This window comes from Rhizobium sp. UFLA01-1127, from assembly GCF_059803845.1.
The window spans coordinates 1-12,952 of the sequence record NZ_JAUQTZ010000001.1 but is presented as its reverse complement, the minus strand read 5'-3'; the positions used below and the strand labels follow the sequence as shown (position 1 = coordinate 12,952).

Annotated in this window: 15 protein-coding genes; 5 read left to right on the top strand and 10 right to left on the bottom strand. The window is 60.3% G+C overall.

Features of this window, described 5'->3' with window-relative positions; all coding sequences use genetic code 11:
* The first annotated feature begins 17 nt into the window (after positions 1–17).
* From Q4Q11_RS00075 to moaB, 3 genes are read left to right on the top strand one after another with little or no spacing between them, the layout of a single operon-like run.
* Entirely contained in the window at positions 18–1,874 is a 1,857-nt protein-coding gene (locus Q4Q11_RS00075; RefSeq protein ID WP_498568178.1) for a tetratricopeptide repeat protein, read from the top strand.
* Positions 1,875–1,882: 8 nt separating this feature from the next.
* Positions 1,883–2,797 (top strand): 4-(cytidine 5'-diphospho)-2-C-methyl-D-erythritol kinase, encoded by a 915-nt coding sequence (locus tag Q4Q11_RS00070; RefSeq protein WP_498568177.1) that lies wholly within the window; start codon positions 1,883–1,885, stop codon positions 2,795–2,797.
* Positions 2,797–3,354 carry a molybdenum cofactor biosynthesis protein B gene (gene moaB / locus Q4Q11_RS00065; RefSeq protein WP_498568176.1) on the top strand — a complete coding sequence of 186 codons (558 nt, stop codon included), beginning with the start codon at positions 2,797–2,799 and terminating at the stop codon, positions 3,352–3,354. The genes Q4Q11_RS00070 and moaB overlap by 1 nt, the downstream gene beginning before the upstream one ends.
* Positions 3,355–3,590: 236 nt before the next feature.
* Here moaB and Q4Q11_RS00060 read toward each other — a convergent pair whose 3' ends face one another.
* On the bottom strand, positions 3,591–3,905 hold the full coding sequence (locus Q4Q11_RS00060) for a hypothetical protein (protein ID WP_112513158.1): 315 nt from the start codon (positions 3,903–3,905) through the stop codon (positions 3,591–3,593).
* A 284-nt stretch (positions 3,906–4,189) separates the two neighbouring features.
* Entirely contained in the window at positions 4,190–4,708 is a 519-nt protein-coding gene (locus Q4Q11_RS00055; RefSeq protein WP_498568175.1) for a glycosyltransferase family protein, read from the bottom strand.
* Between the two features lie 238 nt (positions 4,709–4,946).
* Between Q4Q11_RS00055 and Q4Q11_RS00050 the strand changes: the two genes are divergently transcribed.
* Together Q4Q11_RS00050 and rnhB are read left to right on the top strand one after the other, a co-directional pair.
* The gene (locus Q4Q11_RS00050; protein ID WP_498568174.1) at positions 4,947–6,104 is read left to right on the top strand and encodes a PA0069 family radical SAM protein; all 1,158 of its coding nucleotides are present in this window, start codon (positions 4,947–4,949) and stop codon (positions 6,102–6,104) included.
* A 105-nt stretch (positions 6,105–6,209) separates the two neighbouring features.
* The gene (gene rnhB, locus Q4Q11_RS00045; protein ID WP_498568247.1) at positions 6,210–6,869 is read left to right on the top strand and encodes a ribonuclease HII; all 660 of its coding nucleotides are present in this window, start codon (positions 6,210–6,212) and stop codon (positions 6,867–6,869) included.
* A gap of 4 nt (positions 6,870–6,873) precedes the next feature.
* Here rnhB and Q4Q11_RS00040 read toward each other — a convergent pair whose 3' ends face one another.
* The 8 genes from Q4Q11_RS00040 to Q4Q11_RS00005 form a co-directional block, all read right to left on the bottom strand.
* Entirely contained in the window at positions 6,874–7,638 is a 765-nt protein-coding gene (locus Q4Q11_RS00040; protein WP_498568173.1) for a phosphotransferase enzyme family protein, read from the bottom strand.
* Positions 7,639–7,760: 122 nt separating this feature from the next.
* Positions 7,761–8,252 carry a F0F1 ATP synthase subunit B gene (locus Q4Q11_RS00035; protein ID WP_112513162.1) on the bottom strand — a complete coding sequence of 164 codons (492 nt, stop codon included), beginning with the start codon at positions 8,250–8,252 and terminating at the stop codon, positions 7,761–7,763.
* Between the two features lie 3 nt (positions 8,253–8,255).
* Positions 8,256–8,849 (bottom strand): F0F1 ATP synthase subunit B, encoded by a 594-nt coding sequence (locus Q4Q11_RS00030; RefSeq protein WP_112513163.1) that lies wholly within the window; start codon positions 8,847–8,849, stop codon positions 8,256–8,258.
* 78 nt (positions 8,850–8,927) lie between these two features.
* Complete coding sequence (locus Q4Q11_RS00025) at positions 8,928–9,155, bottom strand: F0F1 ATP synthase subunit C (protein ID WP_004109844.1); 228 nt, start codon at positions 9,153–9,155, stop codon at positions 8,928–8,930.
* Between the two features lie 66 nt (positions 9,156–9,221).
* Positions 9,222–9,974, bottom strand: coding sequence for a F0F1 ATP synthase subunit A (locus tag Q4Q11_RS00020; RefSeq protein ID WP_112513164.1), 753 nt, complete (start codon positions 9,972–9,974; stop codon positions 9,222–9,224).
* Positions 9,975–10,052: 78 nt separating this feature from the next.
* Complete coding sequence (locus Q4Q11_RS00015) at positions 10,053–10,397, bottom strand: AtpZ/AtpI family protein (RefSeq protein WP_498568172.1); 345 nt, start codon at positions 10,395–10,397, stop codon at positions 10,053–10,055.
* Positions 10,398–10,711: 314 nt separating this feature from the next.
* On the bottom strand, positions 10,712–11,890 hold the full coding sequence (locus tag Q4Q11_RS00010) for a cell wall hydrolase (RefSeq protein ID WP_112513166.1): 1,179 nt from the start codon (positions 11,888–11,890) through the stop codon (positions 10,712–10,714).
* A gap of 169 nt (positions 11,891–12,059) precedes the next feature.
* Positions 12,060–12,952: KUP/HAK/KT family potassium transporter (locus tag Q4Q11_RS00005; RefSeq protein WP_498568171.1), on the bottom strand; the 893-nt coding region annotated here is incomplete at its 5' end.

The window sequence follows — 12,952 nt, the reverse complement described above, 5'->3', positions numbered from 1 at the left end:
TGATGAAAGGCTTTCTAATGCGGCAGAGACTTGCCATCCGTTTCCTCTCGGGCGTAGCCTTGGCGGCGGTCCTTTCCGTGTCCGCCCTGACTGGCGCGCGCGCAGAGGATAAGCCGGCAGCGCCGGAGGCAAGCGCCCCGGTCACTTCTTTCGATCCGGATAACGTCGATACCTTCGCAGGCGCCTTCCTGGCCGCCCGCACCGCCGATGTCGATCACGACTACAACACTGCCATCGCGCTCTACAAGAAAGCGCTGATGATCGACCCGGGCAATCCGGAAATCCGCCAGCGGCTGATGATCTCTCTGCTGCTGAACGGCAATCTGGAAGAAGGCGTCAAATATGCCAACGAGCTGAAGAGCGATCCTTCCGTCGAGCGCGTCACCACGATCGTACGCGGCATGGACGCCATCCGCCGCCACGAATATCGCGCCGCGCAGGAAATCCTCAAATATAGCGGTCCGAACGATCTCGACCGGATGATGACCAACTTGCTTGCCGCCTGGGCTCGCGCCGGTTCCGGCCGCGGCAAGGAAGCCATCTCGATGATCGACAAGATGAAAGGCCCGGACTGGTTCAACATCTTCAAGAACTATCACGCCGGCGCCATCGCCCTGACGATGGGCGATCTCAAATCGGCACGTTCGCACCTCAATGACGCGATCCTCGACAAGACGGGTGGCGCAACGGCTCCCGACACCTTCATGCGCGCCGTCATGGCGCTCGCACGGCTCGAAGCCAAGGCCGGAGACAAGCAGAAGGCCCTGGATGCGATCTCGGTCGGCGACAATCTTGTCAGCAACTATGCGCCGCTCAATGCGCTCCGTGACAGCATCGGCAAAGGTGACAAGCCCGACCAGCAGGTTACCAACGCCGGCGAGGGCGCAGCCGCCGTGCTCTTCACAATCGGCGCCGCACTGAACCGCGACGGCGCGGAAGACGTCGTCTCGCTCTACCTGCAGATCGCCAATTCGCTCGATCCGAAGGCGGCCGACGCGCTGGTTCTGCTTGGCGGGCTTGCCGAAAAGCAGGATCAGACCGATCGTGCCATCGCCTTCTACAAGAAGGTGCCGGACGATTCGCCGATGGCCCGCATCTCCGAACTGCAGCTCGGCCTGGCACTCGCCCAGTCCGGCAAGGTCGACGATGCGCGCAGGCATCTGAAGGCGCTGATCGATTCAGATCCCAACGATGTCCGCAGCTATCTGGCCTATGGCAGCGTCCTTTCCGATGCGAAAGACTTCCAGGCCATGGCCGACAATTACGACAAGGCCGTGCAGATCATCGGTCCCGTGCCGAAGCGCAGCGACTGGGCCGTGTTCTTCCAGCGCGGCATCGCCTATGAGAGGCTGAAGAAGTGGCCGGATGCCGAGCCGAATTTCAAGAAGGCTCTGGAGCTCAATCCGGATCAGCCGCAGGTGCTGAACTATCTCGGCTACTCCTGGGTCGACATGAACATGAACCTCGACCAGGGTCTCGACATGATCCGGAAGGCCGTGGATCTGAAGCCGGATGACGGCTACATCGTCGATTCGCTCGGCTGGGCCTATTTCCGTCTCAACCGCTTCGACGATGCGGTGAACGAACTGGAGCGGGCTGCTCAGCTGAAGGCCGGCGATCCGACGATCAACGATCACCTCGGCGACGCCTACTGGCGGGTGAACCGCAAGCTCGAAGCCGTCTATCAGTGGAACCGTGCGCTCGCCTCCAAGCCGGAAGAGGCCGATATTCCGAAGATCAAGGAGAAGATCGAAAAGGGCTTACCCGCACTCGATAACGATCCGAAGACCGTCGACAAGAGCAAACAGCCGGATCCCGCGCCGGCACCTGCGCCCGATACGAACGCCCCGGCGCCGGTCGATAAGAAGTCCTAAGACTTCCCATGAACGCGATCTTGGCAGCGGGCGATTTCGACCTCACGGAAGAAGCGCCTGCAAAGATCAATCTTGCACTGCATGTCACAGGCCGCCGCGCTGATGGCTACCATCTGCTCGACATGCTGGTGAGCTTTGCCCGTTATGGCGACCGCCTCGGCTTTCGCGCCGGCGATCATGACGAATTCAGTCTTTCAGGGCGCTTCGGACCGCTTCTTTCGGCCGACGCAGAGGCCGGTGGCAACCTCGTGCTCAGAGCGCGCGATCTGCTGCGGCAAGCCGCCAACGCAGCCGGATTCGACGCACCCGCCACCCATATCCATCTGGAAAAGAACCTGCCGATCGCTTCGGGTATCGGCGGCGGCTCCGCGGATGCGGCCGCGACATTGCGCGGGCTGATGCAGCTATGGCGCCTCAAGCTGCCGGAGGACACGATCAAGGCGATCGCCTTGAAGCTTGGCGCGGACGTGCCGATGTGCCTTGCCAGCCAGCCGCTGGTGGCGCGCGGGATCGGCGAGGCCATAGACCTGCTGCCGGCGTTTCCTTCTTTCCCGATGGTTCTCGGCAATCCGCTCGTCGGCGTCTCCACGCCGGACGTTTTCCGCCTGCTGACCCGCAAGGACAATCCGCCATTGCTGTTTCCATCGCAAATGCCAAAGGGATATGGCGAATGGATCGACACGATCAGAAATCTGCGCAATGATCTCGAGCCACCGGCACGCTTGATCTGCGGAGAGATTACAGTACTTTCCGGCCTGATCGAAAGCCAGTCCCCGATCGTGACGCGCATGTCCGGCTCGGGTGCGACATGTTTCGGCATCTTCGCGGATGTCGAGCAGGCGAAGGAAGCAGCCGCTTCGCTTCACAGGCAGAGGCCGGAATGGTATTTCCAGGTGACGGAGACAATCGCAGGAGAGGCATGATGGCGGGTTCAGTCAGTGAAAGATCCTTCATTCCCGTCGGTATCGCCGTGCTGACCGTTTCCGATACGCGCACGCTTGCCGACGACAAATCAGGCGATACGCTGGTCGCACGCATTGCGGACGCCGGTCACCGATTGGTTGCCCGCGCCATCGTTCCCGATGACCAGGAGCGCATTCGCGCACAGGTGGAAGCCTGGACGAAGGACGACGCGGTCGACGTCGTCATCACCACCGGCGGCACGGGCTTTACCGGCCGCGATGTCACGCCCGAGGCGCTGGAACCGCTGTTCGAAAAGCGCATGGACGGCTTTTCCGAGGTGTTCCATCGCATTTCATACGACAAGATCGGTACGGCGACGATACAGTCGCGGGCAACCGGCGGCGTCGCCAACGCCACCTTCATCTTCGTGCTGCCAGGCTCCCCTGGCGCTTGCAAGGATGCCTGGGACGGCATTCTCAAAGCGCAGCTCGACTACCGTCATATGCCCTGCAATTTCGTGGAGATCATGCCGCGCCTTGACGAGCATCTGAAACGCGGTGCCGGTTCTACCGCATAATTCCTTAAATCGTGATCGATCTAAAGCGCGTCGCGATCTTTCAGATTCGCTCTTCGCGCTTTAAGCCCTGATTTAGCGCATGTCGTCGTCGCAAAACCGCTACACACTTTTGCGCGACATGCTTTAACGATAAAATCATGCAGCAGATCTAAAGTGCTGCAGCGACCTTTGCGCGTCATACATGACACGCTGCGCTGCAGGTACGAGCCGGATGGGCACTGTGCTTTGCCGGGACGCTATGCTTTCTGCCCCGGAAAAACAGGAATTGATTCCCAGCTCTCGCCGGTGAGGATGATGCAGCTGCGGCCGGAAACGTCGCTGATCATGAGCGTCCAGTTGCCACTCTCCGCCGCGTAGATTTCAACGACCGTGTCCGGATTGATCTTGCCGACGGCGGAAAGCTTTTCGGAGAGATGGTCGCTGAGGAAGCCGACAAGATCGACGCGTTTGGCGCAAGCAAGCATCGCCTGCGAAGCAGCCACGTCGGGATAGAGAATTGCCGTTGCCACGAGAGCCATTGCCGTGAGGCGGGTGAACATCGTGCGTTTCATGACGCACCTCCTTTCGCCGGTATCCCGGCGGACAAGGAGTGTTCCGCTGACCTGTTCCGCCGCATATCGGCATCTTCATGGTCGGCCGCTCGACGCGACACGTTAGAGGTGCCGCCCACAAGAGAATTATCGCAGCTATTTGCAGCTTTTCAAATGAAATCTCAGGTCAGGCACCCACAGCGCCGCGCGTCGCATGCGACGCGCAAAGGTCGCTGTGGCACTTTCGATCTGCTGCATGATTTCACCCTCAAATCGATGCCGGTTTAGGGCATCATACAGCGGCCCTATCGCGCTGCGCGCGCTACCCAGGAGGGAATGAGTTCGCTCGAAAGCCGCCTCCCCTTCTGGCCCTTGGCAAACTCAGCCAGCCGCATGCCGGTTTTCGCGGCGGAGATGGCCTGATGTTTGGAAAGCAGCAGACCCAGTTCGAGCGGCGAAGCGCTGTGGCCGATCCGCTTCAAGAATGGCCGGCGATAGCCGCGCGAAGCTGTAAAGCGCGCCGGAACCTTGTTCAGGGAGACATATTCGGCGATCTCGTCGATCCAGCCTGCTTGCGGCCGTGCGCCCGGCTCGACCAGCAGCAGCCATTCGCCGCGCGCCGAGCGTAAGATGTCGTTCATATCCCATTGCGAATAGAAGCGGCATCCGGCCGCATCCGCCACCTTCGACGTGCCGTCACTGGAGCCGTGATCGAGCACGACCACATCGCTGACCAGCCCCTCGACCGCGCCCGCCACCAATACCGCCAATGTCTGCGCCAGCTCGGGTTCGTGATCCTGGCATTCGATGATTACCGTCAACATTGCCCATTTATAAAGCTGCGCACAATTTTTTGCCAGCACATAAGCCTTGTATCCGGCTGTTTGAGCAAGGGCTTACGTATAGGTTTGAAGCGCCTTCAAGACATCCTAAATCCGCCGGAAGCATGGACAAGCGGTGCGCAGATCCGCATTTTGTTCTTGCAATGTTCTCATTTGTCGGATAGGAATTTAATCATCTTAGACGCGGCATGCGATGGCATGCATCGCCCTGGAGCTACCGATGAACGAGCAGTCCCTAGCAGGGCAGGCCGCATTCGCGCCTGCCAATACGGCAGACGTTGCCAACGCGCTGATCGCCGATGCCGGTTTCAGGATCGACGCCGAGCGCCGGCGCGGGCGCGGTGCCGGATTGAATCCGAGCGGCCGGTTCGAGCCGCAGCAGCGCGAGGCCTTCGACGACGGCTGGCAAAGCTGGGAAGAGCTTCCACCGTTCAAGACCGAAGTGCAGGTGGAAAAGCCGCGCACCGCCATTACCCGCAACGAATCTCCCGATATTCCTTTCGACCGCTCCATCAACCCTTATCGCGGCTGCGAGCATGGCTGCATCTACTGTTTCGCGCGGCCGACGCATGCCTATATGGGCCTGTCGGCCGGGCTGGATTTCGAATCGAAGCTGTTTGCCAAGCCGGATGCGGCAAAGCTGCTGGAACGCGAGCTGGCAAAGCCCGGCTACAAGCCGCGTGTGATTGCCATCGGCACGAACACGGATCCCTATCAGCCGATCGAGAAGGAATGGCGGATCATGCGTCAGATCCTCGAGGTGCTGAACAGGGCGAACCATCCGGTCGCCATCGTCACCAAATCGGCGCTGATCATGCGCGATATCGACATTCTTCAGGAAATGGCCGCAAAGAACCTGGTGCGGGTGGGATTGTCGGTGACGACGCTCGACAGGACGCTGGCGCGGGCCATGGAGCCACGTGCTGCGACGCCGCCGCGGCGACTGGAAGCGATCCAGGCGCTCAGCGAAGCCGGCGTCCGCACGTCGATCATGGTGGCGCCGATCATCCCCGCCCTCAACGATCACGAGATCGAGCGCATCCTCGATGTCGGCAAGGCTGCCGGCGCGCTGGAGGCAAGCTATGTCATCCTGCGGCTGCCGCTGGAGGTGAGTCCGCTGTTTCGCGACTGGCTGCTGCAGCACTATCCGGATCGCTATCGCCACGTCATGTCGCTGATCCGCTCGATGCGCGGCGGCAAGGATTACGACGCCGAGTTCGGCAAGCGCATGAAGGGCGCCGGGCCTTACGCCTGGCAGATCAGCCGCCGCTTCGAGATGGCGACGCGCCGGCTCGATCTCACGCGCCGCAATATCGCATTGCGCGACGACCTGTTCGTGCCGCCCGATGGCGGCGGCGTACAGCTGTCGTTGCTCTGATATTCCTCGCGGGTTTTCCCTGTACCCGCTGGAAAAGCCCCCCGGTTCGCCGCCCTGATCCACCGGGGGCTTGCAGGAGATCGGGTGGTGTGCGAGCTTCGCCGCATGTTAGGCAGCACATCACCCGATTCTCCCATGCTCTTCGAGGACGTCCCGCTCGTTCCGACATTCGAGTTGGAACTGGTCGCCCGTCGCGCCGGCCACTGGCCGGTTGCGGGAGCGGACGAGGCCGGCAGAGGGCCGCTTGCGGGGCCGGTCGTGGCTGCCGCCGTCATTCTCGATCCCGACCGCATCCCGAACGGGCTGAACGATTCCAAGAAGCTGACTGCCGGCAAGCGAGAGGAGCTGTTTGTCGAAATTCTCGCAACAGCGACCGTCTCGATTGCCTCGTCAAGTGCTGGCCGCATCGACATGACCGACATCCGCAAGGCAAGTCTGGATGCGATGCGGCGCGCCATTTGCGGGCTGGCGCTGCCGGCAAGCTATGTGCTGACCGACGGCCTAGACGTGCCGGCTGGGCTGGCATGCCCCGGAAAAGCCGTCGTCAAGGGCGATGCGCGCTCGTTCTCCATCGCCGCCGCCTCGATCGTCGCCAAGGTAACACGCGACCGGATGATGGCACGCGCAGGAACCGTCTTCCCCGCCTATGGCTTTGCAGACCATGCCGGATACGGCACGCCACAGCATCGTGCCGGCATCGAGGAGCATGGTCCTTGTTCCCTGCACCGCATGAGCTTCCGCCCTCTGCGAAAAGAGGCTGTCTGAGTTCTCAGTCCGTCAGCCCTGCGGCGATGTCCGCCGACCATTTCGTGATATAGGCGATGTCTTCCCTGTAGACGCGATCATGTCCATCCCGCAGATTTCGGCGATATCTCTCGATGCCCCGCGCGGCTTCATGCTGCATGAAGGACAGCAATGCCTCCAGCCGTTCGACGGTGATATCCGGTAGGCAAGGACGCTCGGCGGCGGGCAGCCCATAGGCATCGACAAAGATGCGGGCGCGACGGATCTGATCGGCTGGCCTGTCCAACCCCTCGATTGCAGCACTTGAGGACAAGGATGCCCAACGATAGATCGCATAAGCCAGGTCCCAGCAACGGGAAGCGGGATGCGCGGTCTCGAAATCGATGATGCCAATCGCCTCGCCGTCGTTCAGGACGACATTATAGGGCGCGAAATCGCCGTGGCAGATGACTTCGCAGGGCGGACGGGCCGGCAATTGCCAGAGGTGGTCAGCCTCGAGGTTCCCGGCGAACAATGCGGAACAATCATGATAACGGCGCAGCAGCGATGCTGCGGATCGCAATGCCTTTTCGCTGCGCATATCGGTGCAATTATCAAAATCACCGGTATCGCCCGGCAGATAGGTCACTCTTTCCCAGAGCTCGTCGTATCCATCCGGAAGCGGTGCCGATTCGAAGCCATTTCGATGCAGCGCAGCCAACAAGGCGTGTACACCCGGTGTCCAGGGCCGCGCCGGTCTGACGATAAGATTGCCCTGACGAAACGGTTCGCCGTCTGTCGCTGTCAGCATCCGCCACTCTCCCGAAGCCGGTGACTCTGCCGACTGCTATGGCAATGATCAATCCGATATGAACGGAAAACGAAAAAGCCCCACCGAAGCAGGGCTCTTACGAATTTCGATTGTCCGCGTGCTCAGTTCAGCCGCGTCTTCACTTCGTTGACCGCGTCGTTGAAGAGGCCGGATTGAACGCTTCCGTCAGCTTTCTTCGCAAGCACCGATTCAGCAGCGGCGATCGCCAGGTCGACAGCGGCCGAACGGACCGCCTTCATCGCATCGGCTTCAGCCTGCTTGATCTTTTGCTCGGAAAGAGCCGTGCGATTGGCGACGAACTCCTCCGTCTTCTTGCGGGCTTCCGTCGTCAGCATCTCGGCTTCGCGCTCTGCTGCCGCGACGATGTTTGCCGCTTCAGCTTCTGCTTCCTTGCGCTTGCGCTGATATTCGGCCAGCAGGTGCTGGGCTTCTTCGCGCAGGCGCTTGGCTTCCGCCAGTTCGTTGCGGATCTGGTCGGCGCGGTCGTCCAGTGATTTCGCCATCATGCCCGGAACCTTCAGATAGACGATCAGGCCAAGGAAGATGATGAGCGCAACAAAAGCGAAGAAAGTTTCGTCAAGACCGAAAGTCATGGATCAACCCTCCTGCTTTGCGGATGCGGCGGCGACAGCCGATGCGACATCTGCCTTGCCGGCGACGTTGCCAACGAGCTGCTCGACAACGGCCGAAGCCGTCTCTTCCGCAATCGCGCCCACATCGCCAAAGGCTTTGGCCTTGATCTCGGCGATGCGCACTTCGGCGGCCTTGAGCTTTTCGGAAAGGCTGGCTTCGATCGCCTTGCGATCCTCTTCCGCTTTCGCCTTGGCGGCATCGCGGGCGGTCGCGCCGATCGAATTCGCTTTGGTGCGCGCAGTGGCCAGTTCGCTTTCATAGGTCGCAACCGCGGCGTCGGCTTCAGCCTTCAGACGCGAGGCTTCCTCGATATCCTGGGCGATGCGGTCATGCCGGCTCTCCAGAATCGTGCCGACACGCGGAATGACGATCTTCTGCATGGCCACGTAGAAGATGACGAAGGTGATCACCAGCCAAAGCAGCTGTGACGGGTACGTCGTATGGTCAAACGGCGGGAAAACGCCGCCGTGATGGCCTTCATTCGGCGCACCCGTTTCCGTGTGCACCGCTCCGGCGGCCGGCGGTGCTTCTTCAGCATATGCCGGGGTCACAAACATGCTCACCTCCAGGTGGTCTGCAAATACAAAGAATCACGGCTCGCTGCCCGCGAACCGTGATCTATGACGCCGCTGAAATCAGACGGCGAAGAGCAGGAGGAGAGCGATGAGCAGCGAGAAGATGCCCAGAGCTTCCGTAACGGCGAAGCCGAATACCAGACGGCCGAACTGGCTGTCAGCAGCCGACGGGTTGCGCAGTGCGCCGGACAGGTAGCTGCCGAAGATATTGCCGAGGCCGAGAGCCGTGCCGGCCATACCAAAGCAAGCCAAACCTGCGCCGATGAACTTTGCTGCTTCCGCGTCCATGTTGAACTCCTTTGAAATGGTTGTGCGGTGAATGACTGACGCCCTTAGACGCCAATGTCTTTATCCTTAGTGGCCACCCGGATGGATCGCGTCGTTGAGGTACATGCAAGTCAGCACCGCAAAGACGTAAGCCTGGAGGAAGGCGACAAGGAATTCGAGACCGGTTAGGGCGACGGTCATGATGAGGGGAAGAATTGCGCCGCCGATGCCGAGCGCGCCGAGGGCTCCAAGCGAGGCTACGAAGCCCGCGAACACCTTGAGCGTGATATGACCGGCCAGCATGTTGGCGAAAAGACGTACGGAGAGTGAAATCGGCCGGGACAGGAAGGAAATGATTTCGATCACCACCACCAGCGGCAGCAGAATGCCCGGAACACCCTGCGGCACGAAGAGCTTGAAGAAGCCGAAGCCGTGCTTGATCAAACCATAGAGAATGACGGTGAAGATGACGAGAAGCGCCAGAGCGAAGGTGACGATGATCTGGCTGGTGACCGTGAAGAAGTACGGAACCATGCCAAGCAGGTTTGCCGTCAGCACGAACATGAAAAGCGAAAAAACCAGCGGGAAGAACTTCATCCCCTTCGTTCCCGCCCCTTCCTTCAGCATCGAGGCAATGAACTCATAGGCCATTTCCGCAACCGACTGAGAACGGCCGGGGATAACGCTGCGGGGCGCGGTGGCGAAATAGAGGAAGCCGGCGGAAATCGCTGCCGAGGCAACCATGAACAAGGAAGCGTTGGTGAACGAAAAATCAATTCCGCCGATATCGATCGGGATAATCTTGAAGATCAGGAACTGATGGGTAGGTCCGTTTGCCACCGCTTGTTCTCTTTCATTTTTCCGCCCCTTCGAGCGGATGCCTCTTACCTGGAAACAACGCCGCAGCGCTGCGTCCGCTCATTTCCTGTCAGTCTTGCGCTCATCCAGCATGGGTGTCGCCACCTTGCCTGCGGAGCGCAGCACGTTCAGCACGCCGGCACAAAATCCGAGAAGCAGAAAAACAATCATGCCCCACGGCGTCGTACCAATAAAACGGTCGAAGACATAGCCCAGAACAATACCGACGACGATCGCGGCAATGAACTCACTGGAAAGCTTCATCGCCTGAGCGTAGCCTTTACGGCTCTCCTCGGCGCGAACCTCCCCGCGTTCATCCTCTCTCACCGCAGCACGCTTGCTCGCCAATTCGGCTTCCAGCTGCGCCCGACGCTGTTCCAGACCTTCATCGCGACCATCCGTCATGATGGCACCCTCCCCTTTCGTTGCGCGTCGCCCCAATACCCCGGTCAACGCGTAAACGAACAGCAGGTTTCGCCACCTTTCGGCCCGTTTTGAAGTCGCGCGCAACATAGTTTTAGGAAAAAGCATAGTCAAGGCGTAGACGGTATCTGTCCAGCCATAAATTAGCCCAATTAAATCATGATCTTAGGCTGAAAGAGCCATATTCGCTGAAAACTGAGCCGAAGAATCCTCTTCAGCCCATGCTCTCCTGTGGCCTTTTTGCAAGGGAATGCAGGCCTTCGCGCGATGTCAACTCGCCGGAACCGGGTTACCTCTCAGCTCCAGCCGCCGCCATAGGTCCTATAGAAGATGTGCATGCCTATGCGGCCGACCTTCACCATTTCGGCCGCCCATTTCGGCCGAACGTAGACAGCATGATAATGGGTGGCGGAGCCGACTTCCGGAAGCCAGATCTTTCCGGCGGTGACGGCCATGGCGACCTGGCGGGCAATGCGCCAATGTTCGGGAGAATTGACGCGCTCCTTGACGTTATCGCAGGCAAAGGAGAATTGGCAGGCATTGTGCCAGTCCTCATTCTGATAGACGACGCCGCATATGGTCTTGGGATAGGCGGGATTGCGGACGCGGTTGAGAATGACCTGGGCGACGGCCGCCTGCCCTTTCACGGACTCGCCCCGCGCCTCGAAATAGATACCCGTGGCAAGGCATTGCTGTTCGTCCGACGAGAAGACCGAGGGCGGCAGAACATTGGCTGCCCAGGCATGATCCTTCGGCCCGATCTGCGGCACGAAGCGGCCTTCGCCGTCCTGATCCTTCGCCAGAATGGAATCGAAGGGAGAAACGCGGGCATAATCCGGCGGCGGTGAGGCATAGGCCGCAGCAAGAACATCGGCATTCTGATTGGTGACCAGATTGGCGATGTAAGCCGGCATAGTGTCGTCAGGCTTCGGCGGCTGCTTCTTATAGAATGCGGTGGCGATCTGGATTTCCTTGCCGCCGAGCTTCGGCTTGAGGAATGCCGTGCGCTCGCCGGTCGCGGATTCCGGTCGAAGCAGCATGCTTTGGCGCTGCAGCACCGAGCCTGCGGAAAAATCCTTCGGCGGCTGCATCGGCGCGACGGCCACTACGCGGCCCTTCTTGTCCTGCCGGTTGATGCGGTCCTCGTCGGGCCGGGGATCGCTACCCTTCCGTTCCGACTGGAATGCGACCCGAGTTCCGTCCGGCAGCATCAGGCCGCCATCGCCGACGGCCGCTGCCGCCCCGGCATCGCCGAAGGCCAGCTCTGCCTGATGGGTGGAGCCGGCCGGCGATTTGGTCATCACCATGCGCCAGTTGGCCCCTTCCCGGTCAATGCCCGCGAGCAGGCCGGCAAGATCGCCATAAGCAGCATTCGATGGAAAGATCAGCCAGGCGCAAAGCCCGAATACGGCCGGGGAAGTCCAGGTTTTTGGCAAGAATCTCAATTTACGACTGACATAACGCGAGCGAGACAACACCGGACTCCAACGGCACTCGAAACCAGGAGCCGGAATAATCTCCCATTAACCTTGATGGATGGTTAATTCGGGCGAATCTATGATTATCAGTACGGTGAACCGAAAACGGAAAAAGGCCCTGCGGATATCCACAGGGCCTTTTGAGCAAACAGCAGAAACATCCGCGTCAGATGATGACGTGCGAGCCCAGTTCCACCACGCGGTTGGCCGGCAGTCGGAAATAGTCCGACGGATCGGTCGCTGCATTGGCAAGCGCGATGTAGAGCCGGTCCTGCCAGTGCGGCATGCCGGATTTCGCATCCGGCACCAGTTTGCGGCGCCCGAGATAGAAAGAGGTCGACATGATGTCGAACTTCAGGCCTGTCTTGCGCAGGGTCGCCAAGGCCTGCGAGACGTTCTGCGATTCCATGAAGCCGAAGCGCAGCTCCACGCGCGAGAAGCGCTCGGAAACTTTTTCGACGGAGTAGCGGTCCTCCTGTGCGACGCGCGGCTTGTTGGTGGTACGGATCGTCAGGATGACGTTCTTGTCGTGCAGGACGTGGTTGTGCTTCAGATTATGCAGCAGCGCTGCCGGTGCGGATTCGGGATCGCTGGTGAGGAAGATCGCCGTGCCGGGCACATGCGCGGGCGAATGGTCGCTCTTGCGCTCGATCGAGCTGACGAAGGACGACAGCGGGATATCGGTGTGGCGCGTCTTTTCCATGAGGATCGCGGTGCCGCGCCGCCAGGTCCACATGACGACGGTGAAGGCCGTTGCGATCGTGACCGGAACATAGCCGCCGTCATGGATCTTCAGAAGGTTGGCGCCGAGGAAGACGAGTTCCAGCAGCAGCAGCGGCGTCAGCACGGCGACCGCCATCGGCAGCGTCCAATTCCAGCGAACGCGCACGAATTCGAAAGCCATGATCGTGGTGACGACCATCGCGCCTGTCACGGAGATACCGTAGGCCGTCGCCAGCGCATCCGAGGTCTTGAAGCTCAAGACCAGGAAGATGACGCCGAAAAACAGCACGGCATTGGCCGACGGCAGGAAGATCTGGCCGGTATTGGTCTCCGACG

Coding starts and splice junctions, on each gene's coding strand:
- Q4Q11_RS00075 (WP_498568178.1), top strand. CDS start 18: ATGCGGCAGAGACTTGCCATCCGTTTCCTCTCGGGCGTAGCCTTGGCG.
- Q4Q11_RS00070 (WP_498568177.1), top strand. CDS start 1,883: ATGAACGCGATCTTGGCAGCGGGCGATTTCGACCTCACGGAAGAAGCG.
- moaB (WP_498568176.1), top strand. CDS start 2,797: ATGGCGGGTTCAGTCAGTGAAAGATCCTTCATTCCCGTCGGTATCGCC.
- Q4Q11_RS00060 (WP_112513158.1), bottom strand. CDS start 3,905: ATGAAACGCACGATGTTCACCCGCCTCACGGCAATGGCTCTCGTGGCA.
- Q4Q11_RS00055 (WP_498568175.1), bottom strand. CDS start 4,708: ATGTTGACGGTAATCATCGAATGCCAGGATCACGAACCCGAGCTGGCG.
- Q4Q11_RS00050 (WP_498568174.1), top strand. CDS start 4,947: ATGAACGAGCAGTCCCTAGCAGGGCAGGCCGCATTCGCGCCTGCCAAT.
- rnhB (WP_498568247.1), top strand. CDS start 6,210: ATGTTAGGCAGCACATCACCCGATTCTCCCATGCTCTTCGAGGACGTC.
- Q4Q11_RS00040 (WP_498568173.1), bottom strand. CDS start 7,638: ATGCTGACAGCGACAGACGGCGAACCGTTTCGTCAGGGCAATCTTATC.
- Q4Q11_RS00035 (WP_112513162.1), bottom strand. CDS start 8,252: ATGACTTTCGGTCTTGACGAAACTTTCTTCGCTTTTGTTGCGCTCATC.
- Q4Q11_RS00030 (WP_112513163.1), bottom strand. CDS start 8,849: ATGTTTGTGACCCCGGCATATGCTGAAGAAGCACCGCCGGCCGCCGGA.
- Q4Q11_RS00025 (WP_004109844.1), bottom strand. CDS start 9,155: ATGGACGCGGAAGCAGCAAAGTTCATCGGCGCAGGTTTGGCTTGCTTT.
- Q4Q11_RS00015 (WP_498568172.1), bottom strand. CDS start 10,397: ATGACGGATGGTCGCGATGAAGGTCTGGAACAGCGTCGGGCGCAGCTG.